Annotated in this window: 23 protein-coding genes; 10 read left to right on the top strand and 13 right to left on the bottom strand. The window is 72.6% G+C overall.

Annotation, left to right across the window (positions count from 1 at the left end; genetic code table 11):
* Positions 1–35: 35 nt before the first annotated feature.
* Genes D7I47_RS06275 through hemE form a run of 5 tightly spaced genes read right to left on the bottom strand, consistent with a single transcriptional unit; the run spans position 36 to position 3,443 of the window.
* A complete protein-coding gene (locus D7I47_RS06275) occupies positions 36–275 on the bottom strand; it encodes a DUF3618 domain-containing protein (protein ID WP_120762252.1) in 240 nt (79 codons plus the stop codon).
* On the bottom strand, positions 272–700 hold the full coding sequence (locus D7I47_RS06270) for a phage holin family protein (protein ID WP_120762251.1): 429 nt from the start codon (positions 698–700) through the stop codon (positions 272–274). Before D7I47_RS06270 ends, D7I47_RS06275 begins: the two co-directional genes overlap by 4 nt.
* A 13-nt stretch (positions 701–713) precedes the next feature.
* Positions 714–1,064, bottom strand: coding sequence for a YtxH domain-containing protein (locus D7I47_RS06265; protein WP_120762250.1), 351 nt, complete (start codon positions 1,062–1,064; stop codon positions 714–716).
* Between the two features lie 59 nt (positions 1,065–1,123).
* Positions 1,124–2,401, bottom strand: coding sequence for a protoporphyrinogen/coproporphyrinogen oxidase (locus D7I47_RS06260; protein WP_120762249.1), 1,278 nt, complete (start codon positions 2,399–2,401; stop codon positions 1,124–1,126).
* Complete coding sequence (gene hemE, locus D7I47_RS06255; protein WP_120762248.1) at positions 2,388–3,443, bottom strand: uroporphyrinogen decarboxylase; 1,056 nt, start codon at positions 3,441–3,443, stop codon at positions 2,388–2,390. The genes D7I47_RS06260 and hemE overlap by 14 nt, the downstream gene beginning before the upstream one ends.
* 39 nt (positions 3,444–3,482) lie before the next feature.
* Between hemE and D7I47_RS06250 the strand changes: the two genes are divergently transcribed.
* Entirely contained in the window at positions 3,483–4,718 is a 1,236-nt protein-coding gene (locus D7I47_RS06250) for a glutamyl-tRNA reductase (protein ID WP_120762247.1), read from the top strand.
* Between the two features lie 58 nt (positions 4,719–4,776).
* On the opposite strand, the gene D7I47_RS06245 is transcribed toward D7I47_RS06250, so the two are convergent.
* On the bottom strand, positions 4,777–7,467 hold the full coding sequence (locus D7I47_RS06245; RefSeq protein ID WP_157981651.1) for a hypothetical protein: 2,691 nt from the start codon (positions 7,465–7,467) through the stop codon (positions 4,777–4,779).
* Positions 7,468–7,489: 22 nt separating this feature from the next.
* On the opposite strand from D7I47_RS06245, the gene D7I47_RS14740 reads away from it, so the two are divergent.
* Positions 7,490–7,735 carry a hypothetical protein gene (locus tag D7I47_RS14740; RefSeq protein WP_157981650.1) on the top strand — a complete coding sequence of 82 codons (246 nt, stop codon included), beginning with the start codon at positions 7,490–7,492 and terminating at the stop codon, positions 7,733–7,735.
* A gap of 401 nt (positions 7,736–8,136) precedes the next feature.
* On the opposite strand, the gene D7I47_RS06240 is transcribed toward D7I47_RS14740, so the two are convergent.
* Positions 8,137–9,045, bottom strand: a complete 909-nt coding sequence (locus D7I47_RS06240; RefSeq protein WP_227000892.1) for a serine hydrolase — start codon at positions 9,043–9,045, stop codon at positions 8,137–8,139.
* Positions 9,039–10,991 carry a M13 family metallopeptidase gene (locus D7I47_RS06235; protein WP_120762245.1) on the bottom strand — a complete coding sequence of 651 codons (1,953 nt, stop codon included), beginning with the start codon at positions 10,989–10,991 and terminating at the stop codon, positions 9,039–9,041. Before D7I47_RS06235 ends, D7I47_RS06240 begins: the two co-directional genes overlap by 7 nt.
* A gap of 23 nt (positions 10,992–11,014) precedes the next feature.
* Between D7I47_RS06235 and D7I47_RS06230 the strand changes: the two genes are divergently transcribed.
* From D7I47_RS06230 to rlmN, 4 genes are all read left to right on the top strand, one after another.
* Positions 11,015–12,001, top strand: a complete 987-nt coding sequence (locus tag D7I47_RS06230) for an SDR family oxidoreductase (RefSeq protein WP_120762244.1) — start codon at positions 11,015–11,017, stop codon at positions 11,999–12,001.
* A 7-nt stretch (positions 12,002–12,008) separates the two neighbouring features.
* Entirely contained in the window at positions 12,009–13,262 is a 1,254-nt protein-coding gene (locus D7I47_RS06225) for an MFS transporter (RefSeq protein WP_120762243.1), read from the top strand.
* Between the two features lie 98 nt (positions 13,263–13,360).
* On the top strand, positions 13,361–14,680 hold the full coding sequence (locus D7I47_RS06220; RefSeq protein ID WP_227000891.1) for an MATE family efflux transporter: 1,320 nt from the start codon (positions 13,361–13,363) through the stop codon (positions 14,678–14,680).
* 97 nt (positions 14,681–14,777) lie between these two features.
* Entirely contained in the window at positions 14,778–15,968 is a 1,191-nt protein-coding gene (gene rlmN / locus D7I47_RS06215; protein WP_319592676.1) for a 23S rRNA (adenine(2503)-C(2))-methyltransferase RlmN, read from the top strand.
* A 180-nt stretch (positions 15,969–16,148) separates the two neighbouring features.
* Here rlmN and D7I47_RS06210 read toward each other — a convergent pair whose 3' ends face one another.
* Positions 16,149–16,814 (bottom strand): NAD(P)H-hydrate epimerase, encoded by a 666-nt coding sequence (locus D7I47_RS06210; protein ID WP_120762241.1) that lies wholly within the window; start codon positions 16,812–16,814, stop codon positions 16,149–16,151.
* Between the two features lie 49 nt (positions 16,815–16,863).
* Here D7I47_RS06210 and nucS point away from each other — a divergent pair, with 49 nt between their 5' ends.
* Both nucS and D7I47_RS06200 read left to right on the top strand, forming a co-directional pair.
* Positions 16,864–17,559 (top strand): endonuclease NucS, encoded by a 696-nt coding sequence (nucS, locus tag D7I47_RS06205; protein ID WP_120762240.1) that lies wholly within the window; start codon positions 16,864–16,866, stop codon positions 17,557–17,559.
* 23 nt (positions 17,560–17,582) lie between these two features.
* Positions 17,583–18,239: an HAD hydrolase-like protein gene (locus tag D7I47_RS06200; RefSeq protein WP_120762239.1), complete on the top strand. Its 657-nt coding sequence runs from the start codon at positions 17,583–17,585 to the stop codon at positions 18,237–18,239.
* 87 nt (positions 18,240–18,326) lie between these two features.
* Here D7I47_RS06200 and D7I47_RS06195 read toward each other — a convergent pair whose 3' ends face one another.
* Positions 18,327–18,797 (bottom strand): rhodanese-like domain-containing protein, encoded by a 471-nt coding sequence (locus tag D7I47_RS06195; RefSeq protein ID WP_120762238.1) that lies wholly within the window; start codon positions 18,795–18,797, stop codon positions 18,327–18,329.
* 216 nt (positions 18,798–19,013) lie between these two features.
* Between D7I47_RS06195 and D7I47_RS06190 the strand changes: the two genes are divergently transcribed.
* Positions 19,014–19,886, top strand: a complete 873-nt coding sequence (locus tag D7I47_RS06190; protein WP_120762237.1) for a bile acid:sodium symporter family protein — start codon at positions 19,014–19,016, stop codon at positions 19,884–19,886.
* Between the two features lie 3 nt (positions 19,887–19,889).
* Here D7I47_RS06190 and D7I47_RS06185 read toward each other — a convergent pair whose 3' ends face one another.
* From D7I47_RS06185 to D7I47_RS06175, 3 genes are all read right to left on the bottom strand, one after another.
* Positions 19,890–21,278, bottom strand: a complete 1,389-nt coding sequence (locus D7I47_RS06185; RefSeq protein WP_120763834.1) for an LLM class flavin-dependent oxidoreductase — start codon at positions 21,276–21,278, stop codon at positions 19,890–19,892.
* 133 nt (positions 21,279–21,411) lie between these two features.
* Positions 21,412–22,179 carry a hypothetical protein gene (locus tag D7I47_RS06180; protein WP_120762236.1) on the bottom strand — a complete coding sequence of 256 codons (768 nt, stop codon included), beginning with the start codon at positions 22,177–22,179 and terminating at the stop codon, positions 21,412–21,414.
* A gap of 85 nt (positions 22,180–22,264) precedes the next feature.
* A complete protein-coding gene (locus D7I47_RS06175; protein WP_120762235.1) occupies positions 22,265–23,083 on the bottom strand; it encodes a hypothetical protein in 819 nt (272 codons plus the stop codon).
* A gap of 114 nt (positions 23,084–23,197) precedes the next feature.
* On the opposite strand from D7I47_RS06175, the gene D7I47_RS06170 reads away from it, so the two are divergent.
* Positions 23,198–23,821 carry a PadR family transcriptional regulator gene (locus D7I47_RS06170; RefSeq protein WP_120762234.1) on the top strand — a complete coding sequence of 208 codons (624 nt, stop codon included), beginning with the start codon at positions 23,198–23,200 and terminating at the stop codon, positions 23,819–23,821.
* Positions 23,822–23,823: the final 2 nt, after the last annotated feature.

Genomic DNA, 23,823 nt, shown 5'->3' with positions numbered 1-23,823 from the left:
ATGCCGCGAATCGGCGGCCGACCGCCGCGGGGAGGTCAGTCGTCGTCGCCGCCGAAGATCGCCCAGGCGACGAGGCCGAGCGCGACGATCGCGACGGCGGCACCCCCGACGATCCACGGCACGGGGTTGCGCTCGTAGGCGGCCTTCGCCTTGTCGACCAGCTCGCCGGTGCGCTTCGGGACGTCGAACTTGTCCTCGATGGCCTCCAGGGTGTCGGCCAGCTCGTGCCGTGCCTTCGCGGCCGCGGCCTTGGCGTTCTCGATGGCGTCGCTCATGACGGTCCTCGCCTTCCTGTGCCCTTGACGGCGTTGATGTCCTTCTGGATGGAGTCGATGGCCTCGGTCGGCAGCGGCGGGATGCCGCGCTTGAGGATGCGGTAGCCGATGAGCCCGAGGATCACCGCGACGATGAGCAGCACGCCCGCGACGACGAGCGCCGCGGCCCAGTCGGGCATGACGTAGCTGAGGCCGATGATCGCGAGCGTCAGCAGCACGCCGACGAAGAACAGCAGCACGACGACCGCGCCGAGCAGCAGGCCCGCGCCGACGCCGAGCGCCTTGAGCTTCTCGACGAGCTCGGTCTTGACGAGCTCGATCTCGCGCTGCACGAGGGACTGCACCTGCTCGGGCAGGCCCGTCAGCAGCTCGACGAGCGAGCGCTTGGGGCGCCGCCTCGTCGGGTCGAAGGTGGGGTCGGTCATCCGCTCACCCCCGTCAGGAGCCGGAGCCGGACGTCGACTTCTTCGCGGTGGTGGACTTCGCGGGCGCCTTCTTCGCCGGAGCCTGGGCGGGCGCCTTCGTCGCCGCGCGGGCGGACGAGCTGCTCGAGCCGCGGCCGGCGACCTGCGCGACGACCTTCTTGGCGCCGTCGGCGACGAACTCGGCCACCTCGGGCGCCTTGTCCTTCACGAAGTCCTGCACGTCGTCGACGCGCTTCTGCACGATCGGCGCGTTCCAGAGGTTCGAGGCGGCCGCCTTGATCTGCTCGTAGCGCTGCCGACCGGCGCGCGTGCCGAGCACGTATCCGACGCCGAGTCCGGCGAGGAAGAGGATCTTGCCTTTCATGGTGCGCTCCGTTCTCCGCGTCCCGCTGCGCGGTGGCCATGTGGGGCTGTCGTCCCAGACTAGCCCTCGCCCTCCGAGGTTCCGGAGGGGATTGCATTCGCGACGGTTCGGGCGTAGGACACGACCGCCGCGAGCCCCGTGCCCGATTCAGCCTCCCCCACCCGATGCATTCCGTCAATGGCATGTTCGCCGCCGACGCGACGACCGGTGCGCTCCCACTCGACGACCGCGGCGTCGACGGGGGTCGGGACGGGCATCCCGAGCAGCACCTCGGCATCCGCTCGGGCGAGCTCGGGGGTCACCTCGACGCCCGCGTCGTACGACAGCCGCAGCAGCTGCAGCGGGGTGGCCTCGGCCACCCACGCCCACTTGGCGCTCACCTGCGTGAGCGCGCGCGCCGTGACGCCCGGGGCGTCGGGTGCGACGAGCACCCCGGTGCCGCGCGGCACGGCGGCGAGCTCGGGCGCGTCGACGGCGATCGTCGCGACGGTCACGCGGGTGCGGGGCGCCTCCGCGTCGAGGGGCGCCGCGAGCACCACCTCGCCGAGGATCCACTCGCCCGTCGACGTCGTCACCCCGAGGGCGTCCCAACGTGCCGCGGCGACACCCGTGCGCAGCTCCACGCCGAGCGTGCGGAGCTCGGCCTCGAGGGCGTCGACGAGCCGGAACAGCCCACCGCGCAGCGACGCGACCGCCGAACCCGCGGGCGCCTGCTCGCGCATCGCCCGCACGGCGCGGGCGAGCGAGCCCTCGCTGCGGAGCGCGCGACGCAGGCCGGGCGCCGCGCGGTCGAGCGGCAGCTCGTCGGCCGGAAGCGAGTGCACGCCGCGCGTCACGGGCGAGACGAGCCCGTCGACGACGGCGCCTCCCATCCGCCGCCGCACGAGTTCGCCGAGCGTCCCGGCCTTCGCGCCGACGACGTCCGGCAGCACCGAGTCGAGCTGGGCGCGCAGCGCACCGCGCACCCCGATCGCCGTGATGACGTCCTGGGCGAGCGGCACCCCGGGGATGCCGAAGAGGCTCGTCGCGGGCAGCGGCACGGCCGAGCCGTCGCGACGGTGCAGCCAGGCCGGCGCCGGGGCGGGGGTCACGATGTCGGTGTCGAGGTGCAGCTCGCGCAGCAGCCGGGGGATGTCGTCACCGCGCGTGGCGTACGCCTCGGCTCCCGCATCCAGTTCTATGCCTGCTACGGAATGTCTGGCGAGCTGCCCGCCGAGCCGCTCGCCCGCCTCGAGCACCGTGACCTCGCGACCGGCGCGCGCGAGCTCGCGCGCCGCCACGAGGCCGGCGACGCCGCCGCCCACCACGACGACGCGCGGTGACTCACCCTCGGGCATGCACGAACTCCACGACGCGGGTGAGCACCTCGGGGTCGGTGTCCGGCGGCACCCCGTGGCCGAGGTTCGCGACGTGCGCGGGTGCGGCGAGCCCGCGGTCGAGCACGTCCTCGAGATGCGACTGCAGCACGGACCACGGCGCCGCGAGCAGGGCCGGGTCGATGTTGCCCTGCAGGGGCACGCCGCCGCCGAGCCGGGCGCTCGCCTCGTCGAGCGGCAGCCGCCAGTCGACGCCCACGGCGTCGACGCCGAGCCCCGGCAGCAGGTCGATGACCTCGCCGCTGCCGACGCCGAAGTGGATGCGCGGAACTTCGAACCCGCGCAGCGCGTCGAGCGCCCGCTTCGAGTGCGGCGCCACGCGTCGCTGGTAGTCACGGCGCGCGAGCGAGCCGATCCACGAGTCGAACAGCTGGGCGGCGCTCGCGCCCGCCTCGACCTGCGCGCGCAGGAAGGCGCCCGTGACATCCGCGCACCAGTTCAGCAGCGCGGCCCAGGCGTGCGGGTCGCTGTACATGAGGGAGCGCGCCCGCAGCTGATCCTTCGAGGGGCCGCCCTCGACGAGGTAGGAGGCGAGCGTGAAGGGCGCGCCGCCGAAGGCGATGAGCGGCGTCGAGCCGAGCTCGGCGACCGTCAGCCGCACGGCCTCCGCGATCGGGGCGAGCGCCTCGGGGTCGATCGGGCGCAGCCGCAGCACGTCGGATGCCGTGCGGATGGGGGAGTCGAGCACGGGGCCGCGGCCCGGCACGATACGCACGTCGACGCCCGCGAGCAGCACGGGCACGACGATGTCGCTGAACAGGATCGCGGCGTCCACCCCGTGCCGGCGCACCGGCTGCAGGGTGATCTCGGCCGCGAGCTCGGGCGTCAGGCACGCGTCGAGCATGTCGACGCCCGCACGCGAGGCGCGGTACTCGGGCAGCGAGCGTCCGGCCTGACGCATGAACCAGACGGGGGTGCGCTCGGGCCGGTCGCCGCGCACCGCGCGGATGAAGGGGGCGGCGGCGGTGCGCCCGTCGACGAGCGGATGGTGAGGGGACAGCACCCGACCATCCTCCCATCCATGCCCGGTACGATGAGGCGCGTGCTGTTCTGTCTGACGGCGAACCACGCGAACGCCGACTTCCCCCTCCTCGACCGGGTCTCCCGCATCCCGGCCGACGAGGCGAGCCGTCGGCTGGCGGAGCTCGAGTTCGTGCGCGGGGCGGTCGTGCTCTCGACGTGCAACCGCTTCGAGGCCTACCTCGACCTCGACGACCCGCTCGCGGCCGCCGACGCGATCGCCGCGGAGGCCGTGGTGTCGGCGCTCGGCGGGCTCGCCCCCGAGGATGCCGCCGAGCTGCGGGCGCGCGCGACCGTGCACACGGGCGACGGCGCCGTGCGGCACCTCTTCGCCGTGACCGCGGGGCTCGAGTCGATGGTCGTCGGCGAGGAGGAGATCGCCGGGCAGGTGCAGCGCGCCGCCCAGGACGCCCGCCGCGCGGGCACCGTGAGCGGCCCCCTCGACCGCCTCTTCCAGCAGGCCGCCCGCACCTCGCGCACCGTGCGCTCCGCCGGCGACCTGAGCGGCGCCGACCGCTCGCTCGCCCGGCTCGCCCTCGACCTCGCCTCCTCGCGCATCCCCGACTGGTCGGCCGCCCGCGTGCTGCTCGTCGGCACGGGGCGCTACGCCGCCACCACGATCGCCTCGCTGCGCGCCCGCGGCGCCGCGGATGTACGGGTCTACTCGGCCACCGGCCGCGCCGCGATGTTCGCCGGCAAGTACGGGGTGCGCGCCGAGGCCGAACTGCCCGCGGCGCTCGCCGACGTCGACGTCGTCATCACCTGCACCGCCCGCTACACGGTCACCCCCGAGGCGATCCCCGCGGGACGGAGGCTGCTCGTGATCGACCTGGGGCTGCCGCGCAACGTCGACCCCGCCGTGGGCGCCCTGCCCGGCGTCGAACTGCTCGACCTCGAGCTGCTCGCCCTGCACGCCCCGCTGCCCGAGCTCGCCGACTCGGCGCACGCCCTCGTGGGCGGTGCCGTCGCCGGGTACGCGGCCGACGAGGCTGCGGCGCCGTCGATCGTGGCGCTGCGTCGCCACGTGGAGGCGCTGCTCGAGGCGGAGCTCGAGCGGGCCCGCGTCCGCGGCGACGACGGCCGCACCGAGGCGGCCCTGCGCCACTTCGCCGGCGTGCTCGTGCACGGCCCGTCCGAGCGGGCGAGGATGCTCGCCGCCGAGGGCCGGATCGACGAGTTCGCCGCGGGCCTCGAGGCGGTCTACGGCGTCGAGCCCGCACCCGTCACGCACGCGGAACAGGATTCGGCGAGCGCCTGACGCCCGCCGACGAGACCGCATCCCCGTCCGCCCCTGCAGCGGACGGGGATGCGGAGCCTCACTCCGCCCGGCGCATCCGCACCCGGGCGGTCACCGCGGCGGCCGCACCGGCCGCGACGAGGATGCCGCCGAGGGCGAGCAGCACCCCGGCATCCGCACCGGTCAGCGCGAGCGTCTCGAGCTCACCGCAGACCTGCGCCCCGGTGACGGTCACCCGCCACGCGGTCGCCCCCTGGAGCCCGTCGTTCGGCGACTTGGTGGTCACCGTCACCTCGTAGGTGCCTGCACGCAGGTACACCGTCGAGCTCGTCGCCGGCACGCCGTCGATGAAGTAGTTCACGTCCTCGAAGAACGAGACGCCGTCGACCTGGCCGAGCGTCAGCACGCCCCGCCCGTCGGTGGTGCACTGCTGCGCGAGCACGGCGCTCGTCGGGAAGATGCCGTACGTCGGCGGGTCCTCCGGCGGGTTCGTGTTGCAGTCGGGCGTGGCCGGCGGATACGTGAGGTCGACCTGCATCTCGGGGTTCACCGAGAGGGTCGCCGTCGTGATGACGCGCGTCCAGCCGTAGTGCGCGGGGTCGGTAGTGGTCGTCCACTCGCCGTCCACCTGCACCCAGCCGGGCCAGCCGTTCGCCTCGCCCGTGTCCGGATCGACGGATGCGCCGGGCCAGAGCACCTTGCCGGTCAGCACGCCCGACGGCGGGACGGTGCCGAGCGGCAGCGTCACGGTGTTGGTCCCGTCGGTCATGATGATGTCGGCGTCGTGGTCGCTGGCCTGGTTGTACGGGTCGGTCAGCGTGATCGTGTAGAAGATCCACGGGGAGTCGGCGAGGCATTCGCCCGTCGCCGTGGAGCCCTCGATCGTGAGGCACTCCTTCGGCGCGGTGAACTCGAGCTCCCAGCGTGTCTGCGCTCCGGGCGCGAGCACCACCGGACCGTCCGACTGGTCGAGTTCCGCGGTCACGATCTTCGTGCTCGGCGTGCCGCCCGAGTAGGTGCCCGGCTCGGTCACCACCCCGTCGACCTTCCAGACGATGCCCTCGATGTCGGGCAGCGTGAAGGTGCCGCTCGTGGTCGCGTCGCAGGTGGCCGGCACGGAGCTCAGCGTGGGCTCGATGACGGTCGGTCCCGGGTTGCAGTACGGGTTGCCGCTCGGGTACTCGAGGTCGTCGCTGATCGAGGGGTTGACGGAGATGATCGCCGTCACGCCGTCACGGGTCCAGGCGTAGTTGCCGTCGATCTCGTGCCAGACGCCGCCCTCGTTCGACCAGCCCGGCCAGCCGATGGGGTCGCCGTCGCCGTCGATCGCGGCACCCGGCCACAGCACGCGGCCCGAGAGGGTCTCCCCGTCGTGGATGGTGCCGAGCGCCGGGATGAAGGTGAAGCTGTCGGAGCCGCTCTGGAAGGTGAGCTCCGCGGTGTCACCCGTCGACTGGTGGTCGGGGTCGACGAGCGTCACCGTGTAGCTGATCCACGGCACGTCGTTCTCGCAGATCGCGGTGATCTGGCCCGTGAGCTCCGGGCTCTGGCACTCCGGCTTCGGGAAGTCGAGCTTCCACGTGTAGCTCCACAGCAGGGTGCGCGGATCCTGCACGCCGCCCTTCAGCACCGTGCCCTCGGTCGCCCGGGCGACGACGGTCACCTTCGTGCCGGCCTTCACGGTGTAGGTGCCCGGCTCGGTCTCGACACCGTCGACCCACCACGTCACCTTGTCGACGTCGGGCAGCGTGTACTGGCCCGCCGCGGTGCAGGTGGGCGGTGTCGTGGACGGCTCGGCCGTCACCTCGTTGCAGCCGAGCTCGGTCGTGGTGTACGTCGGCCGGGGCCCGGTGAAGCCCATCTCGTGCAGGAACTTCTCGTCGAAGGGGTTGTCGGGACCCCACAGGTAGGGACCCGGGTCGAGGGTCGCGTCGGCGCCGTCGTACGAGGCGTAGATGTCGCCCTGACCGCACGTCACGGGAGCGGTGTAGGGGTAGTCGCCCGGCGTGGAGATCTCGCCCAGCTTGTCGACCACATCGATCTTCTGCGCCCACTGGCTCGAGCCGAGGTACTTCCAGCTCGCCGCGGTCACCCAGAACGAGCGGCACAGCTCTCCGGTCGAGTTGGCCGGGTTCGGCACCGTGATCACGCCGCTGTTCCTCGCCGGGTCGTAGGTGTAGCTCACCGAGGAGTTCGGGATGCACTTCGGCGGCGGCGCACAGCTCGGGTCGCTCTTCGGGAGCACCCCGGCGAGGGTTCCCGAGAAAGTCTTCGCGGTGCTGTCGTCGGCGAAGCGGTAGCCGGGGTCGGCGGTCGCGGTGACCGTGTAGCTGCCCGGACCGCTCACGCGGTCGAGGGCGCCCCACGCGGCGTGGCTCGTCGCGCCGAGCACGACCTTCTCGGGCGCCGTGCAGGTGGCGGGGGTGATCGTCAGGCTCGCCTCGGCGCCCGCGCACAGCGGCACGGTCATGAGTGCGCTGAGGTCGGTGTGCTTCGCGTCGTAGAGCGGCGGCCAGCCGATGTTGTCGACCTGCTGGGGGATGTCGTCGGGGAAGCTGAAGCCGTTCGCGACCTTCGCCTTGTCCTGCTGGATCGCCCAGCCGGCGCCGCAGACGTCATCGGGCAGCAGGGCCGGATCGAGCGAGGAGAACCAGGAGTTCGCCTCCTTGCTCGGGTTGTCGAGCACCTGCACGAGCAGACGCTGCGCCCCCGAGTTACCCCACGAGGCGGGCTTGTTCGGGTCGAGCTTCTTGTAGATGTACGCCGCCACGCCGTAGGTGGTGGTGGGCTGCGTGGTCTTCGAGGTCGTCGCGACGCTGCGGGATGCCGGCGCCGTGCTCGGCGAGGGGGACGAGGACGGCGCGGGGGAGGGGGAGGTCGACGGCACCGGGGACGGTGCGGTCGACGGCGCCGGGGAGGGCTTCGCCGACGGCGATGCGCTCGGGCTCGGCGACGGGCTGGGGCTCGACGACGGGCTGGGGCTCTGGGTCGGCGTCGGGCTCTGGGTCGGCGTCGGGTTCGACCACCAGCGATCGTAGCCGCGTGAGGAGTTGTGACCGCCGCCGCCACCGGGGCGGCCGTCGGAGGCGGCCTGCGCGGGCGCGACGGTCGCGAACGTCAGACCGACGGCGAGGGCGAGGGCGAGCAGGGAGGCAGGGGTCTTCTTGAGCACGGTGATGTGTCCTTGCAGGGGGGACTCGTGCGTATGGCGGCGCACGAGCAAGGCACACGACGACGCCTCGGGAGGGACCGAGAGGGATGCGTCCAGGTGTGGGATGTGGGGGGTTTATCGGGGGGTGATGCGGTGGTGCACACCGGACGGTGGGGATCCGCGGGTACGGCCCGTAGCGGTGCAAGCCTCAACATAGGGGCCCCCATATGGGGGGCGCAAGCCCTAATTCGCGACTGGGGACAAGTGGGGTAGAACACCCCGCCCGAATCAGTGCACGTACTCGAGCAGATCGAACCCGACCGCGCGCAGCGCCTCCAGCACCCGCAGCCGCGAGGCGATCGATCGGTCGCTGAACTGCACCGAGACGGCGTAGGCGATGCCGCGCCGCGGCCCCCGCAGCACGCCCACCTCCGAGCGCACCCCGGAGTCCGTGCCGGTCTTGTTCACGAGCTGCAGCCCGTGGTCGACGCCGCGGTGCGAGAGGGGGTCGACGCCGAAGGCGCTCGCCACCATCGAGAGGTCGGTGTTGAGCGAGAGCCAGCCGAGCACGCGCGACGAGGTCAGCGCATCCACGACCTGCCCTCGCGCGAGCGACGCGAACAGCCAGGCGAGCTCGGCGGTCGAACCCACCGAGAGCTGCGGGGCGTCGTCCGGTCCGCGGGTGTCGCGCACGAGGTCGAGCAGCGCCGTGCGCATGAGCCCGAGCGCCTCGGTGCGCTCGCGCACGGCATCCAGCCCCACCTCGCGCAGCAGCACGTTGGTGGCGAGGTTGTCGCTCGTCGCGCCCACGAGCGTCGCCACGTCGGCGAGCGGCAGCGACCGCGCCTGCAGGTGCCGCCACAGCCCCGAGTCGCCGACCGCGTCCTTCGGGGTCTTGTCGAGCACCTCGAGCGCCGGCGCCGCCTGCTCGGAGAGCCGCGCCGACACCTCGATGAGCAGCAGGATCTTGCCGACGGATGCCGTGGGCAACACGATCCGGTCGTCGATCGACAGCACCCGCTCATCCGAGTCGAGGTCGATGACCGACGCCGACACCTGCGCGCCGCCGTAGGCCAGCTCGCCGAGGGCCGTGAAGGCGCCCGCGAAGCTCGGCACCCGGTGCTCGGCGCGGTGCCGTGGCGCGCGTGCGAGTTGCACACGTGCGCGGCGACCGCTGAGCACGGGGGTGTCTACCAAATGGTGACCCTGTCGTCGGGTTCGAGCCAGAGAGCGTCGGCGGGTGTCAACGCGAAGGCGGAGGCGAACACGTCCAGGTTACGGACGATCTGGTTGCAGCGGAACTCGTTCGGCGAATGCGGGTCGATCGACAGCAGCCGCAGCGCCTCCTCGTCGCGCACCTTGATCTGCCACGCCTGCGCCCAGCTGAGGAAGAAGCGCTCGGCACCCGTGAGCCCGTCGACGACGGGCGGCTCCTCGCCCCCGAGCGAGAGCAGGTAGGCCTTCCACGCGATGCCGAGGCCGCCGAGGTCGCCGATGTTCTCGCCGATCGTGAGGGCGCCGTTGACGTGGTGGCCGGGCAGCTGCGCGGGCTCGAGCGCGTCGTACTGGGCGATGAGCTTCGAGGTGCGCTCCTCGAAGGCCGCGCGGTCCTGCTCCGTCCACCAGTCGGTGAGCCGGCCGTCGCCGTCGAAGCGCGAGCCCTGGTCGTCGAAGCCGTGCCCGATCTCGTGGCCGATGACGGCGCCGATCGCGCCGTAGTTGGCCGCCGCGTCCCGAGCCTCGTCGAAGAAGGGGAACTGCAGGATCGCCGCGGGGAACACGATCTCGTTGAAGCCCGGGTTGTAATAGGCGTTGATGGTCTGCGGCGTCATGAACCACTCGTCGCGGTCGATCGGCTTGCCGATCTTGCCGAGCTCGCGCGCGAACTCGAACGCCGCCGTCGCCCGCACGTTGCCGATGAGGTCGGATGCGTCGATCGCGAGCGTGGAGTAGTCGCGCCACGTCACGGGGTAGCCGATCTTGGGCGTGAACTTGGCGAGCTTGTCGAGGGCCCGGGCGCGGGTCTCGTCGGTCATCCAGTCGAGCGTCTCGATGCTTCGCCGGTACGCCTCGACGAGGTAGGCGACGAGCTCGTCCATCGCGGTCTTGGCATCCGGGCTGAAGTGCCGCGCGACGTAGACCTTGCCGACCGCCTCCCCCATGGCGCCCTCGACGAGGCTCACGCCGCGCTTCCACCGGGCGCGCAGCTCGGGGGTGCCGGTGAGGGTCTTGCCGTAGAAGGCGAAGTTGGTGTCGACCACCTCGGCGTGCAGGTAGGGGGCGACCGAGCGGATGAGCTGGAAGCGCAGCCAGTCGCGCCAGGCGGCCAGGTGCTCCTCGGTGAGGAGGCTCGCGAGGCCGGTCACGAAGCTCGGCTCGCGCACCACGACCGTGTCGAAGGAGCCCGCGGGCGCGCCGAGGCCCTCGAGCCAGACGTCGAGCGGGGCGCCCTCGGCGAGCGCCGCCGTCTCGGCCCAGCCGAGCGGGTTGTAGGTGGCCTGGCTGTCGCGCGTGCGCACGTTGTCCCAGTGGTGGGAGGCGACCCGGGTCTCGAGGTCGAGGATGCGGGCAGCGCGCTTGGCGGCCTTGTCGAACCCCGCGAGGGTCAGCATCCGCTCCAGATAGCCGAGGTAGGCATCCCGGATCTCGGCGAACTTCTCCTCGCGGTAGTACGACTCGTCGGGGAGGCCGAGGCCGGCCTGCTCGAGGAAGACCAGGTAGCGCTCGGGGTCGCCCGGGTCGTTGTCGACGAAGGCGGCGAAGAAGCCGCCGACGCCCTGCCGCTCGAGCGCGCCGAGCGCGTGCAGGAACGCGGGGATGCTCTCGAGCGTCGCGACCTCGGCGAGCTCGGCGCGGATCGGCTCCCAGCCGAGCGCCTCGATGCGCTCGTCGTCCATGAAGCTCGCGTACAGGTCGCCGAGCTTGCGTTCCTCGGTGCCGGCGTCGGCGCCCTGCGCCTCGACGATGATGTCGCGCACCGCCTGCTCCGCCGCCTCGGCGAGCAGGTAGAAGGAGCCGTAGCGCGCCTTGTCGGAGGGGATCTCGGTGCGCTCGATCCAGCGTCCGTTGACGTGGCGGAACAGGTCGTCCTGCGGGCGGATGGCGGGGTCGAGCTCGTCGAGGGCGATGCCGGAAGCGGTCATGCCTGCCAGCCTAGACTCGGCTCATGGCAGCGCAGCGGGTGCTCATCATCGGCGGTAACGGGATCATCAGCTCCTCGGTGTCGAGGCTCGCCGTGGAGCGCGGCTACGAGGTGACCCTGCTCAACCGGGGGCGCTCGACGACGCGGCCCGCCGTCGAGGGCGCCGAGGTGATCGTCGGCGACGCGGACGACCCCGCCACCATCTCCGCCGCCATCGGGTCGCGCGAGTTCGACGTCGTCGCCAACTTCCGCGCCTTCGTGCCTGCCCAGGTCGAGGCGGATGTGGCGCTCTTCTCGGGACGGACCGGCCAGTACCTCTTCATCTCCTCGGCATCCGCGTACCAGAAGCCGATCGCGCAGCTGCCGATCGTCGAGTCGACGCCGCTCGTGAACCCGTTCTGGCAGTACTCGCGTGACAAGATCGCGTGCGAGGACGTGCTCGTCGCCGCCCACCGCGACACGGGCTTCCCCATGACGATCGTGCGGCCCTCGCACACCTACGACGCGACCCTCATCCCGCTCGAGGGCGGCTGGACGACGCTGCAGCGCATCCGCGACGGCAGGCCGATCGTCGTCCACGGCGACGGCACCAGCTGGTGGACCCTCACCCACGCCCGCGACTTCGCGCGCGCCTTCGTCGGCCTGTTCGGCAACCCGCACGCGATCGGCTCGCCCGTGCACATCACCTCCGACGAGTCGCTCACCTGGGACGCGATCGCCCGCCTCTTCGGCCGCGCCCTCGGGGTCGAACCCGACATCGTGCACGTGGCATCCGAGCGGATCGCGCGCGAGCTGCCCGCGATCGGCCCCGGGCTCGTGGGCGACAAGGCGCACTCGGTGCTCTTCGACAACACCCGCATCAAGCAGCTCGTCCCCGGCTGGGTCGCGACGACCCCGTTCGCGGACGGTGCCCGCGAGATCGCCGAGTGGTACCTCGCCGACCCCGCGCGCCAGACGGTCGACGCCGAGCTCGACGCGGCCTTCGACCGGCTCGCCGCATCCGCCCGCTGAGCGCAGCATGACCACGACACCGTCCACCACCCGCCCCGCGCACACCACCGCGTGGCGCAACGCCGTGTTCGCGACCTTCGCCCTCAACGGGCTGGGGGCGGCGACCTGGGCGATCCGCATCCCCAGCATCCGCGACCAGCTCGAGCTCTCGACCTCGTTCGTCGGCTACCTCATCCTCGGGGTGTCGATCGGCTCCATCGTGGGGCTCGTGCTCGCGAGCCACGTCATCCAGTGGATCGGCGGCCGGCGCACGATCGCCGCCATGCTGCTCGTCTGCGCCCTCGCGCTCGTCGGCATCGGCCTCGGCACGAGCGTGCTCGGCTCGTTCGGCGTCGTGGTGGCCGCGATGGCCGCGTACGGCTTCGGCAGCGCCATCTGCGACGTCGCGATGAACGTCGAGGGCGCGGCCGTCGAGAAGGTGATCGGCCGCACCCTCATGCCGCTGTTCCACGCGAGCTGGTCGGCCGGCATGGTGGTCGGCACCACGATCGGCACCGCGCTCGTGTTCGCGCACGTCGACATCGCCGTGCACACGATCGGGATGGCCGCGCTGCTGCTCGTGGGCGCCCTGCTCGCCCCGCGCGCCATCCCGCGGGTCGCCACCCACGCCGACACCGGCGAGGCCGTCGCGCACGTGTCGTTCCGCGACCGGATGGCGATCTGGCTCGAGCCGCGCACCCTCGCGATCGGCCTCATCGCGCTCGGCATGGCCTTCACCGAGGGTTCGGCGAACGACTGGCTCGCCCTCGGCATGGTCGACGACCGCGGGCTCGAGAACGGCCAGGGCGCGGCGCTGTTCACCGTGTTCACGGCAGCGATGATGGTGGGCCGGATCGCGGGCGGACCGCTCATCGACCGCTTCGGCCGCGTCGTCGTGCTCTGGATCACGGGCGCGGCCGCCGCGGTCGGGGTCGCGCTCGTCATCTTCGTGCCGGTCATCCCGGTCGCCGTCGTCGGCATCGTGCTGTGGGGCGTCGGCGCCTCGCTCGGCTTCCCCATCGCCATGTCGGCCGCCGCCGACGATCCGGCCCGCGCCGCCGCCCGCGTCTCCGCCGTCGCGACCCTCGGCTACTGCGCGTTCCTCGTGGGCCCGCCGCTCATCGGCCTCGTCGGCGAGCACGTCGGCATCCTCAACGCGCTCCTCATCGTGTTCGTGCTGATCGTGCTGGCGACGCTCGCGGCGCCGGCCGCCCGCCCGCCGCGCGGCGCCCGCGGCCGGGCTGCCGCATCCGAGCCCGCGGCCTCGGAGTCGAGGGGCTGAATTTGGTGGTCATAGACATGTCTATGACCACCTGGACAAGCGCGCGCGGGTATCCGAGAGCCCGCAGCGGTGTCCGAACGCCCGGATAGCGTGGTGACGTGAGAGCGATCGACCGACGCATCCTCGCGCTCGCCGTGCCCGCGCTCGGGGCGCTCGTCGCCGAGCCGCTCTTCCTCGCCACCGACACGGCCCTCGTCGGCCACCTCGGGGTCGACCCGCTCGCGGCCCTCGGCATCGCGAGCACCGTGCTCAGCACCGCGATCGGGCTGCTCGTCTTCCTCGCCTACGCCACGACCCCGGCGGTCGCCCGGATGCTGGGAGCCGGCGACCGCGCGGGCGCCGTGCGCGCGGGCGCCGACGGCATCTGGCTGGCCCTCGCGCTCGGCGCCGTGCTCGCCGTCGCCGGGGTGTTCGCGGCGCACCCGCTCGCCGCCGCGTTCGGTGCGAGCGACGCCGTCACCGAGCTCGCGGCGCGCTACCTCGGGATCTCGTGCGCCGGCATCCCCGCGATGCTCGCCGTGATCGCCGCCACGGGACTCTTCCGCGGGCTGCAGGACACCCGCACCCCGCTCGTCATCGCGGTCGCCGGCTTCGCGGCGAACGGCGCCCTCAACGCCGTGCTGATCTACGGAGTCGGCTGGGGCATCGCGGGTTCGGCGGTCGGCACCGTCGTGGCCCAGTGGGGGATGGCGGCGGCCTGCGTCGCGATCGCCGTGCGCCACGCCCGCCGCGAGGGGGCGAGCATCCGTCCGGGGCTGCCGGGGGTGGCCTCCGCCGCGCGCGCCGGGGGGTGGATGCTGCTGCGCACCCTCACGCTGCGCATCGCGCTCGTCGCCACCACGGTCGCGGCGACGGGCCTCGGCACGGTGACGCTCGCCTCCACCCAGGTGCTGTTCCAGCTGACGTTCCTGTTCGCGCTCGCCCTCGACGCCTTCGCGATCGCCGCCCAGGCGATGATCGGGTACGACCTCGGGGCGGGCACGGGGGCGCAGGTGCGGGTGACCGTGCGTCGGCTCGTCGGCTGGGGGCTCGTCTCGGGTGTCGTGCTCGGTGCGCTGCTCGCGGTGGTGGCGCCCTGGCTCGGGCGCGTGTTCAGCTCGGATGCCGCGGTCGTCGAGGCGGTGCCCGTCGGCGCCTGGGTGATCGCCGCCACGATGCCGCTCGGCGCGCTCGTGTTCGTGCTCGACGGGGTGCTCATCGGCGCCGCCGACGGCCGCTTCCTCGCCCTCGCCGGCGTCGTCAACATCGCCGTCTACCTGCCGCTGCTGTGGCTCGCCGCCCAGACCCCGGCATCCGCGGGCGCCCCCGCCGCCGTGCTCGCCATCCAGCTCGCCTACTGCATCGGCTTCTACGGCATCCGCGCCCTGACCCTCGGCCTCCGCACCCTCGGCTCCCGGTGGATGGGTCAAACGCTGTAGCGCCTGGCCACCGGCGCCGGTGATGACCGCAGCGGGTGGCCGACCGCTACAGCGTTTGACACCTCCGCTCCCAGCTTGGGCCTGCGAGAATCACGGGGTGAGCGAGATCAAGCAGGTCCGGCCCCGCACCGAAGGCTGGACGCAGAAGGTGGAGGCCGACGGCCGCCCCGTGCTGCAGTTCGCCTCCCCGCGGCGCACCCAGCCGCCCACCCACCTCGCCGACCTCACGCCCGAGGAGCGCGCCGCGAAAGCCGTCGAACTCGGCGTGCCCGCCTTCCGCGCCAAGCAGCTCGCCACCCACTACTTCACCCACTACACGAGCGACCCGGCCGAGATGACCGACCTGCCCGCATCCGGACGCGAGGAGCTCGTCGCGGCGATGCTGCCGCCGCTGCTCACCGAGGTGCGACGCCTGCGCACCGACAAGGGCGAGACGATCAAGTTCCTCTGGCGCCTCTTCGACGGGGCGCTGGTCGAGTCGGTGCTCATGCGCTACCCCGGCCGCGTCACGCTGTGCGTGTCGAGCCAGGCCGGATGCGGCATGAACTGCCCGTTCTGCGCCACCGGCCAAGCCGGCCTCACCCGCAACATGTCGGCGGCCGAGATCGTCGCCCAGGTGGTGGAGGCGAACCGCGCCATCGCGAACGGCGAGCTCGGCGGCCTGCGCCGCGACGGCGGCCACGACGCGCCCCGCGTCACCAACATCGTGTTCATGGGCATGGGCGAGCCGCTCGCCAACTACAACCGCCTCATGAAGGCCGTGCGCGTCATGGTCGCCCCGCAACCCAACGGGCTCGGGATGTCGGCGCGCAACATCACGGTGTCGTCCGTGGGGCTCGCCCCCGCCATCCGCAAGCTCGCCGACGAGGACCTGCCGCTCACCTTCGCCCTCAGCCTGCACGCCCCCGACGACCAGCTGCGCGACGAGCTCATCCCCGTGAACTCGCGCTGGAAGGTCGACGAGGCCCTCGACGCCGCGTACCACTACTACGAGGTCACCGGCCGCCGTGTCTCCATCGAGTACGCCCTCATCAAGGACATGAACGACCACGCCTGGCGCGCCGACCTGCTCGCCCAGAAGCTCAACGAGCGCGGGCGCGGCTGGGTGCACGTGAACCCCATCCCCCTCAACCCCACGCCCGGTTCGGTGTGGACCTCCTCTGAGGCGGATGTCACGGCCGAGTTCATCCGTCGGCTCGAGGAGTCGGGCATCCCGACCACGCTGCGCGACACCCGCGGCAAGGAGATCGACGGCGCCTGCGGCCAGCTCGCCGCTGCCGACGGCTGATTCCGCTTCGCGGCGGGCCGAGGGATCTGCGAGACGCATACCCCCGCGTGCCGCCGCTGACGCGTCGGCGCGCTCCCGCCAGACCCGATGCCAGCGTCTCGCAGATCCCTCGGCCCGCCGCTTCGCTCGACCTTGCGGGCGGTGGGGGTGAGCTGCCGCAGGGGGTGAAGGGCACGCGCGCTACGGCTCGAGCGCCAGGCCGATGTCGACGAGGTGGATGCGGCCCGCGAGCTCGGCGGCGGGGGAGCGGAGCAGGCCCGCCTTGCAGGCGCCGAAGGTGACGGTGAGGTCGGCGGGGAGCACGCCCTCCGCATCCGGCACCCCGCCCGTGTCGGGGTGGATGCCGCTCGGCAGATCGACCGCGACCGCGAGCGGAAGCGCGCCCTCCCGGGCGAGCACGCGGGCGCGGGCGGCGGCCACCGCGGAGCGCGCCGGCTCGCGCAGACCCGGCTGGGCGCCGATGCCGACCACCCCGTCGAGCACGGCATCCGCCGCCGCGAGCGCCGCCGCGAACTCCGGGCCGTCGGGGGCGTCGTCGACGCGGGTGGCACCCGCCGCGAGCGCCGCAGCCTCGCCCTCCCGGTGGATGCGGTCGCCGAGCGACACGTAGTCGACGTCGGCGCCACGCCCCGCGAGCAGGGCACCCGCATACAGGGTGTCGCCGCCGTTGTCGCCGGATCCGACGAGCAGCAGCACGCGCGCCTCGTGCAGCGGCACGCCGAGCCGGCTCAGCTCGGCCGACACGGCATCCGCGAGCGCCCCCGAGGCGCGCGCCATGAGCGGCACGCCCGCCGCCAGCAGCGGCGCCTCCGCCGCCCGCACCTCGCCGGCCGTGTACCCGCGCACGGCCCCATCCTCGCGCCACGGAGTGCGCTCCGCGAAATAGACTCGACGGGTGCGTCTCGTGGTGGCCCGGTGCTCGGTGGATTACGCGGGGCGACTCTCGGCACATCTGCCGCTCGCGACGCGACTGCTCGTCGTGAAGGCCGACGGCTCGGTGCTCGTGCACGCCGACGCGCTCAGCTACAAGCCGCTCAACTGGATGAGCCCGCCCACCGCGTTCAGCCTCGACGAGGTCGACGAGGAGCGCGCCTCCGCCGGCGTCGTCGAGCTCTGGCGGGTGTCGAACGTGAAGACCGCCGACATCCTGCTGATCTCGATCCACGAGATCCTGCACGACTCGAGCCACGAGCTCGGCGTCGACCCGGGCCTGCAGAAGGACGGCGTGGAGGCCGAGCTGCAGCGCCTGCTCGCCGAGCAGATCGAGCTGCTGGGCGAGGGCCACCACCTCGTGCGCCGCGAGTACATGACCGCGATCGGCCCCGTCGACATCCTCGCGACGGATGCGGAGGGCCGCTCCGTGGCGGTCGAGATCAAGCGCCGCGGCGACATCGACGGAGTCGAGCAGCTCACCCGCTACCTCGAGCTCATGAACCGCGACCCGCTGCTCGCGCCCGTCACGGGAGTGTTCGCGGCGCAGGAGATCAAGCCGCAGGCGCGCACCCTCGCCGAGGACCGCGGCATCCGCTGCCTCGTGCTCGACTACGACGCCATGCGCGGCCTCGAGACCGGCCACGCGCGCCTGTTCTGACCCGCCCCCGACCCGAGAACCCCATGACCCGACCCTTCACCGCGGTGCTGTTCGACCTCGACGGCACCATCGTCGACTCGGCGCCCGGCATCCTCTCGAGCCTCGCCCACACCTACGAGCAGCTGCGGCTGCCCGTGCCCGCCCCCGCCGAGCTGCTCAAGTGGGTCGGGCCGCCCATCCTCGACTCGTTCCGCGACCTCGCGAAGCTCGACGAGGACGAGTCGCGCTACGCGCTCGCCCTCTACCGCGAGGACTACCGTTCGCGCGGCGTGTACGACGCCCCCGCGTACCCGGGCGTGCTCGACGCGCTGCGCGCCATCCGCGCGGCGGGGCTGCCGCTCTCGCTCGCCACCTCGAAGCCCGAGTCGCTCGCGAAGCTCATCCTCGACGACCTCCACGTCGCGGATGCGTTCACCGAGATCACCGGCGCCTCCGAGGACGAGGTGCGCTCGTCGAAGCCGGATGTGGTAGCCGAGGCGCTGCGTCGCCTCGCGGCCGACGGGGCCGACCTGTCGCGTCCGGTCATGGTGGGCGACCGCATCCACGACGTCGAGGGGGCGGCCGAGCACGGCGTGCCCACCATCTTCGTCACGTGGGGCTACGGTGCCCCCGCCGAGGCATCCGGCGCGATCGCGACCGTCGACACGGCCGCCGAACTGCTCGCGAAGCTCGCGCTGTAGGGCGGCCCATTCCGAAAGCAGGCTGGATCGACGTCTCCGGCCGCCGTCGGCCGCGAACGAGGCGATCCGCCCTGCTTTCGCAACGACTCAGCAGCCGCAGTCCTCCGCCGACACCGGCCCGACGAGGGCGTCGACGCCGCGGATGACGGGGCCGGCATCCGAGACCACGTCGTAGCCCTCGCGCGCCCAGTACTCGAAGCCGCCGATCATCAGCTTCACCTCGTAGCCGAGCTTCGCGAACTCGAGCGCCGCCTTGTCGGCGCCGTTGCAGCCGGGGCTCCAGCAGTAGACGACGACCGGGGTGTCGAGCGGGATCTCGGCGGGCGCCCGCGAGGCGACCTCGCGCCGCGGGATGTGCAGGGCCCCGGCCGCATGCCCCTGGTGCCAGGAGGCGTGGTTACGGGTGTCGACGAGCGCGAGACGCTCGCCGGCGGCGAGGGCCTCGGCGACATCCGAGGCGTCGGTCTCGTAGCGGAGCTTGGCGGCGAAGTGGGCGACGGCGGCCTCGCGCTCGGCGGCGCTGAGCGGCGAGACGGATGCGGCGAGCGTGTCGGTCATGCCCCGACGCTACCCGCGGGCGGCGGCGAGCGCCCTCCCGCATCCGCCACACGTCCCCGAGTTCCCGCCAAGCTCCGGAGGGTCAAACGCTGCAGCGCTCGGCCTGCCGCGCCAGGCATCCGTGGCGCGCGAGGGGAAGCGCTACAGCGTTTGACCACACATCGGGACGGGGTTGTCTAGCTGGCGCCGGATGCGGGCGGCGGGTCAGGATGGGGCATGGGATCAGCGTTGACCTCCATCGGACTTCCGGTCGCCCTCGGCATCATCATGTTCGGGCTCGGCCTCTCACTCACCCCGCGCGACTTCGCCCGCGTGGCGAAGCATCCGAAGGCGGTGATCATCGCCCTCGTCTGCCAGCTGCTGATACTGCCCGCACTGTGCCTCGGCCTCGTGGTGCTGTTCCAGCTGCCGCCGGTGCTCGCGGTCGGCATGATGCTGCTCGCGGCATCCCCCGGCGGCACCACCGCGAACCTCTACAGCCACCTGTTCCGCGGCGACGTCGCCCTCAACATCTCGCTCACCGCGATCAACTCGGTGATCGCGGTGTTCACCCTGCCGCTCATCACGAACCTCGCCATCTGGTGGTTCATGCCCGCCCAGGACGAGCTCGGGGTGCAGTTCGCGAAGGCGGTCGAGGTGTTCGCGATCGTGCTGCTGCCGGTGCTCGTCGGGATGCTGGTGCGCTGGTGGAGGCCGGGCTTCGCCGAGCGGATGGACAAGCCGGTGCGCATCGCCTCGATGGTGATCCTCGCGGTGGTGATCGCCGGGGCGATCGTGTCGAACTGGGCGCTGCTGGTGGAGAACGTCGGCCGCCTCGCGATCATCACGGTCGTGTTCTGCCTGTGCTCGCTCGCGCTCGGCTTCTTCGTGCCGCGCCTGTTCCGGGTGGAGCCGCGGCAGGCGGTGGCGAGCTCGTTCGAGATCGGCATCCACAACGCGACGCTCGCGATCGTGATCGCGCAGACGGTGATCGGCAGCATGGAGATGTCGCTACCGGGCGCCGTCTACGGCGTGCTGATGTTCTTCGTCGCGCTCGGCTGGGGCTTCCTCATCCGCCGCCTGGTGCCTGTCGCGGCCGCGGCCGCGTAACCCTCAGACCTGCAGGGCGACGCGGTCGGAGGTGGTGGCGACCGCGGTGGAGAGGTCGCCCCCGATGCGGTAGCGCGCGCCCTGGTGGTCGTCGGGCAGGCGGTCGCCCGCGCCGTGCAGCTTGTTGCGGAGGGTGCCGGGCGCGTAGGAGCTCGGGTAGGCACCGCGCGCCTGCAGCACGGGGATCAGGTACTCGACGATGTCCTCGAAGGTGCCGGGGGTGATGGCGTAGGCGAGGTTGAAGCCGTCGACGTCGGTGTATGCCACCCACTCCTGCAGCTGGTCGGCGATCGTCTCGGCGCCGCCCACGAGGGTCGGGCCGAGGCCGCCGATCGCCCCGTTGATCGCGATGTCGCGCACCGTGAACTCCTCGCCGTGCTTCGCCGACTCGGCGAAGTTCTGCACGGCCGACTGGATGGCGTTCGACTTGACGTTCCCGACCGGCTCGTCGAGCGCGTACTGCGAGAGGTCGACGCCCATCCACCCCGACATGAACACGAGCGCACCCTCGGGCGAGGCGTACTGCAGGAAGTCCTCGTACTTGGCCTGGGCCTTCTCGTCGGTCTCGTCGGTGATCACCGTGATGAGCGTGTAGATGCGCGCCGCGTAGCGGTCGCGGCCCGCCGCCTCGAGGGCGTCGCGGATGCGCGAGACGGTGCCCTTGAGCACCTCCTTGGTGGGCGCGGCGACGAAGATCGCCTCGGCGTTGCCCGCCGCGAAGGCGATGCCGCGCGGGGAGGCGCCCGCCTGGTAGATGACGGGGGAGCGCTGGGGCGAGGGCTCGGTGATGTGGATGCCGGGCACCGTGTAGTGCTTGCCGTAGTGGCGGATCTCGTGCACCTTCTCCGGGTGCGTGAAGACCCCGGTCTCGCGGTCGCGCACGACGGCGTCGTCCTCCCACGACCCCTCCCACAGCTTGTAGAGCACCTCGAGGTACTCGTCGGCCTGGTCGTAGCGGTCGTCGTGCTCGAGCTGGTCGTCGTGGCCCATGTTGCGCGCGGCGCTCGGCAGGTAGCCGGTGACGACGTTCCAGCCGACGCGGCCCTTCGTCAGGTGGTCGAGCGTCGACATCCGCCGGGCAAAGGGGTACGGGTGCTCGTAGGCGGTGCCCGCGGTGATGCCGAAGCCGAGGTTCTCGGTGACGGCGGCCATCGCCGAGATGAGCAGCACCGGGTCGTTCACGGGCACCTGGGCGCCGTTGCGGATGGCGGCTTCGTTCGTGCCGCCGTAGACGTCGTAGGTGCCGAGCACATCCGCGATGAAGACGCCGTCGAAGGTGCCCCGCTCGAGCAGCCGGGCGAGGTGCGTCCAGTACTCGATGTCCTTGTAGGTGTCCGAACGGTCGTCGGGGTGCCGCCACATCCCGGAGGACTGGTGGGCGACGCAGTTCATGTCGAACGCGTTGAAGCGGATCTGACGGGGCGCGTTGTCGGTGGGCACCGATGTATGGTGCCTGCCGTCACGCGCCCCGTCGACCCATTCGGTCACAGACCGTCACCGACGGTCATACGAGGACACACTCGCGTCAGGGACGCCGCACCGTCCGCGCCCGCGCGACGACCGCGACCCCCGCGGTCAGCATCAGCACGGCCAGCACGAGCGAGGTGAGCGCCCCGTCGACGCCGGCCTCGGCGAGCAGTCGCACCTCGCCGAGCGCGAGGGTCTGCACCTCGCCGCCGGATGCGCCGGGGTCGTCACCGGGGTCGTCGCCCGGCTCCTCTCCCGGGTCATCGCCGCCGGTGCCGGCGCCTCCACCGGCTCCGCTCCCCGAGGTCTCGGCGTCCCCCAGCACCGAGATCGCGTTGCCCCCGACGGCCACCGGCGCCCCCGCATCCGCGAGCAGCTGGGTACCCCCGAGCACCGCGTCCGCTCCGCCGGTCGACCCCTCCTGGTCGCCTTCGGCGGTGGACCCGGATGCCGTGCCCGCGTCGCTCGTCGACGCGTCCCCCAGCACCGAGATCGCGTTGCCGCCGACGGTGATCGGCACCCCCGCATCCGCGAGCAGCTGAGTGCCCGAGGCGGTCGCGTCGCTTCCATCGGTCGAGGCGGATCCGCCGGACCCGCTCGCCGACGAGCCCGCCTGCGCGCCCGAGCTGTCGGCGTCGCCGAGGATCGAGATCGCGTTGCCCCCGAGCTGCACGGGGGCGACGAGCCCGACGATGCCCTGGGTTCCCGAGGCGAGGCCGTCCTCGCCGCTGGTTCCGGTGTCGGCGTGCGCGACGCCGACTCCGAGGGCCATGAAGCCCCCGGTGACGAGGACCGTCCACAGTCCTCGCGAGACGTACTTGTTCATGATTCGACTCCTTGCCTGGCTTGACGTCGCGTCCGGACGGGCGCGACGGAACGTCTGTCCGCCCGACAGGCGGACTCGTCCCGTGTCAGGCGGGCGAGGTGTCGATGTCGAGGGTGGGCGGGCGCGGCGCACGGAAGGCGTCCGGGCGCGGTCGTCCCGCGGCGAGCAGCAGCAGCGCGGCGCCGAGCACCGCGATGGCGAGCAGTCCGGGGGCGCCTCCCGCGCCGGCGAGGGCGCTCGGCGGTGGGTCGGCGGGGGTCCCGCCCGGCAGCAGGCCGAGCGGCGACGCGTCGGCGGATGCCGTGAGCACGTCGAGTGCGACGACGGCGGGCGCCGCGGTCCGGGCGAGCAGCACGGCGGCGGATGCGAGGGCTCCGGTGGAAGCGGCCGCGGGCACGGGCGCGGGTTCGGCCGACGCGGGTTCGGGGACGAGCACCGGGACCGGCGGCACCTCCGGCACCGTGACACCGACGACCGTCGCGAGCGTGTCGTCCACGACTCCGGCGACGGGTGCGGTGGGTTCTCCGACGCCGAGCAGCCCGTCGAGCGTCTCCGCCACCGGCTGCGTGACGGTCTGCGCGGGCGAGCTGTCGGCGATCACGCCGGCCGTCGCGCCGACGAGCGGCAGCTCGCGCACCGTGGGCGGCGGGGCGACGACGGAGGCGACGGCCGCGCCCACGTCGACGGGGATGCCGGGCAGCACGGGGGCGTCGTCGGCGTGCGCCGGGGAGGGGGCGAGGAGCACGAGCAGACCGGCGGCGATCGCCACGCCGACGCCGATGAGGGCGCCGCGCCAGGGGCTTCGTCTCGTGATGACCGCGTCGAGGGCGGCGCCGTCCGCCGGGTTCATCGTCTCCTCCTCGTCGTCGAGCAGGTGCCGGGGCCACCCCCGGATGGGGGTCACGATACGCCGAGCACGACTCGATCTCCAGCCTCCGCTTGCGCGATCGTGACTAACGATATATCGTTAACCTATCGCGATACCTCGCGAGTCATGGTCTGCGAAAGGAGATCGATCATGCACCCCCAGGCTTTCCGACGCCACGAGCGTCCCGCCAAGTTCCACCACGACCCCACCAACCCCGCCGCGCACGGCCCGCACGCCGAGTTCGGCGTCCACGCCGCCGGGCGGTACTTCACCCCCGGACTGATGGGTCCCGGCCTCGTGCCCCCCTTCGGCCCCCGGGGACGCGGTCGTGGCCGCGCCGGCCGCGGAGACATCCGCGCCGTCATCCTGTCCCTGCTCACCGACGGACCCTCCAACGGCTACGGCATCATCAAGACCATCGCCGAGCGCAGCGGCGGCGTCTGGCGCCCGAGCCCCGGCTCGGTCTACCCGACGCTGCAGCAGCTCGTCGACGAGGAGCTCATCGAGTCGAGCGGCGAAGGCCGCCGCACCGAGTTCACCCTCACCGAGGCGGGCGCCACCTACGTGAAGGAGCACGCCGAGGAGCTCGCCCGTGCGTGGGAGTCCGGCGCACCGAAGCGCAGCGAGCAGGAGCTCGCCTTCCAGCAGAGCGTGGGCAAGCTCATGGGCGTCGTGGGCCAGTTCCACCACGCCGCGAGCGACGCCCAGCGTCAGGCCGCGATCGAGAAGCTCGACGAGGCCCGCCGCGCGCTGTACCTCATCCTCGCCGACTGAGT

The sequence above is a fragment of the Protaetiibacter intestinalis genome (genome assembly GCF_003627075.1).
Classification (GTDB): Bacteria; Actinomycetota; Actinomycetes; order Actinomycetales; family Microbacteriaceae; genus Homoserinibacter; species Homoserinibacter intestinalis.
The sequence above is the reverse complement of the archived record's forward strand: the minus strand, read 5'-3'. Positions and strand labels throughout refer to the sequence as shown.

What these genes read in the sequence shown, in the direction of transcription:
- D7I47_RS06275 (WP_120762252.1), bottom strand. Translation starts at nt 275, where the DNA reads ATGAGCGACGCCATCGAGAACGCCAAGGCCGCGGCCGCGAAGGCACGG.
- D7I47_RS06270 (WP_120762251.1), bottom strand. Translation starts at nt 700, where the DNA reads ATGACCGACCCCACCTTCGACCCGACGAGGCGGCGCCCCAAGCGCTCG.
- D7I47_RS06265 (WP_120762250.1), bottom strand. Translation starts at nt 1,064, where the DNA reads ATGAAAGGCAAGATCCTCTTCCTCGCCGGACTCGGCGTCGGATACGTG.
- D7I47_RS06260 (WP_120762249.1), bottom strand. Translation starts at nt 2,401, where the DNA reads ATGCCCGAGGGTGAGTCACCGCGCGTCGTCGTGGTGGGCGGCGGCGTC.
- D7I47_RS06235 (WP_120762245.1), bottom strand. Translation starts at nt 10,991, where the DNA reads ATGACCGCTTCCGGCATCGCCCTCGACGAGCTCGACCCCGCCATCCGC.
- D7I47_RS06230 (WP_120762244.1), top strand. Translation starts at nt 11,015, where the DNA reads ATGGCAGCGCAGCGGGTGCTCATCATCGGCGGTAACGGGATCATCAGC.
- D7I47_RS06225 (WP_120762243.1), top strand. Translation starts at nt 12,009, where the DNA reads ATGACCACGACACCGTCCACCACCCGCCCCGCGCACACCACCGCGTGG.
- D7I47_RS06200 (WP_120762239.1), top strand. Translation starts at nt 17,583, where the DNA reads ATGACCCGACCCTTCACCGCGGTGCTGTTCGACCTCGACGGCACCATC.
- D7I47_RS06195 (WP_120762238.1), bottom strand. Translation starts at nt 18,797, where the DNA reads ATGACCGACACGCTCGCCGCATCCGTCTCGCCGCTCAGCGCCGCCGAG.
- D7I47_RS06190 (WP_120762237.1), top strand. Translation starts at nt 19,014, where the DNA reads ATGGGATCAGCGTTGACCTCCATCGGACTTCCGGTCGCCCTCGGCATC.
- D7I47_RS06185 (WP_120763834.1), bottom strand. Translation starts at nt 21,278, where the DNA reads ATGAACTGCGTCGCCCACCAGTCCTCCGGGATGTGGCGGCACCCCGAC.
- D7I47_RS06180 (WP_120762236.1), bottom strand. Translation starts at nt 22,179, where the DNA reads ATGAACAAGTACGTCTCGCGAGGACTGTGGACGGTCCTCGTCACCGGG.
- D7I47_RS06170 (WP_120762234.1), top strand. Translation starts at nt 23,198, where the DNA reads ATGCACCCCCAGGCTTTCCGACGCCACGAGCGTCCCGCCAAGTTCCAC.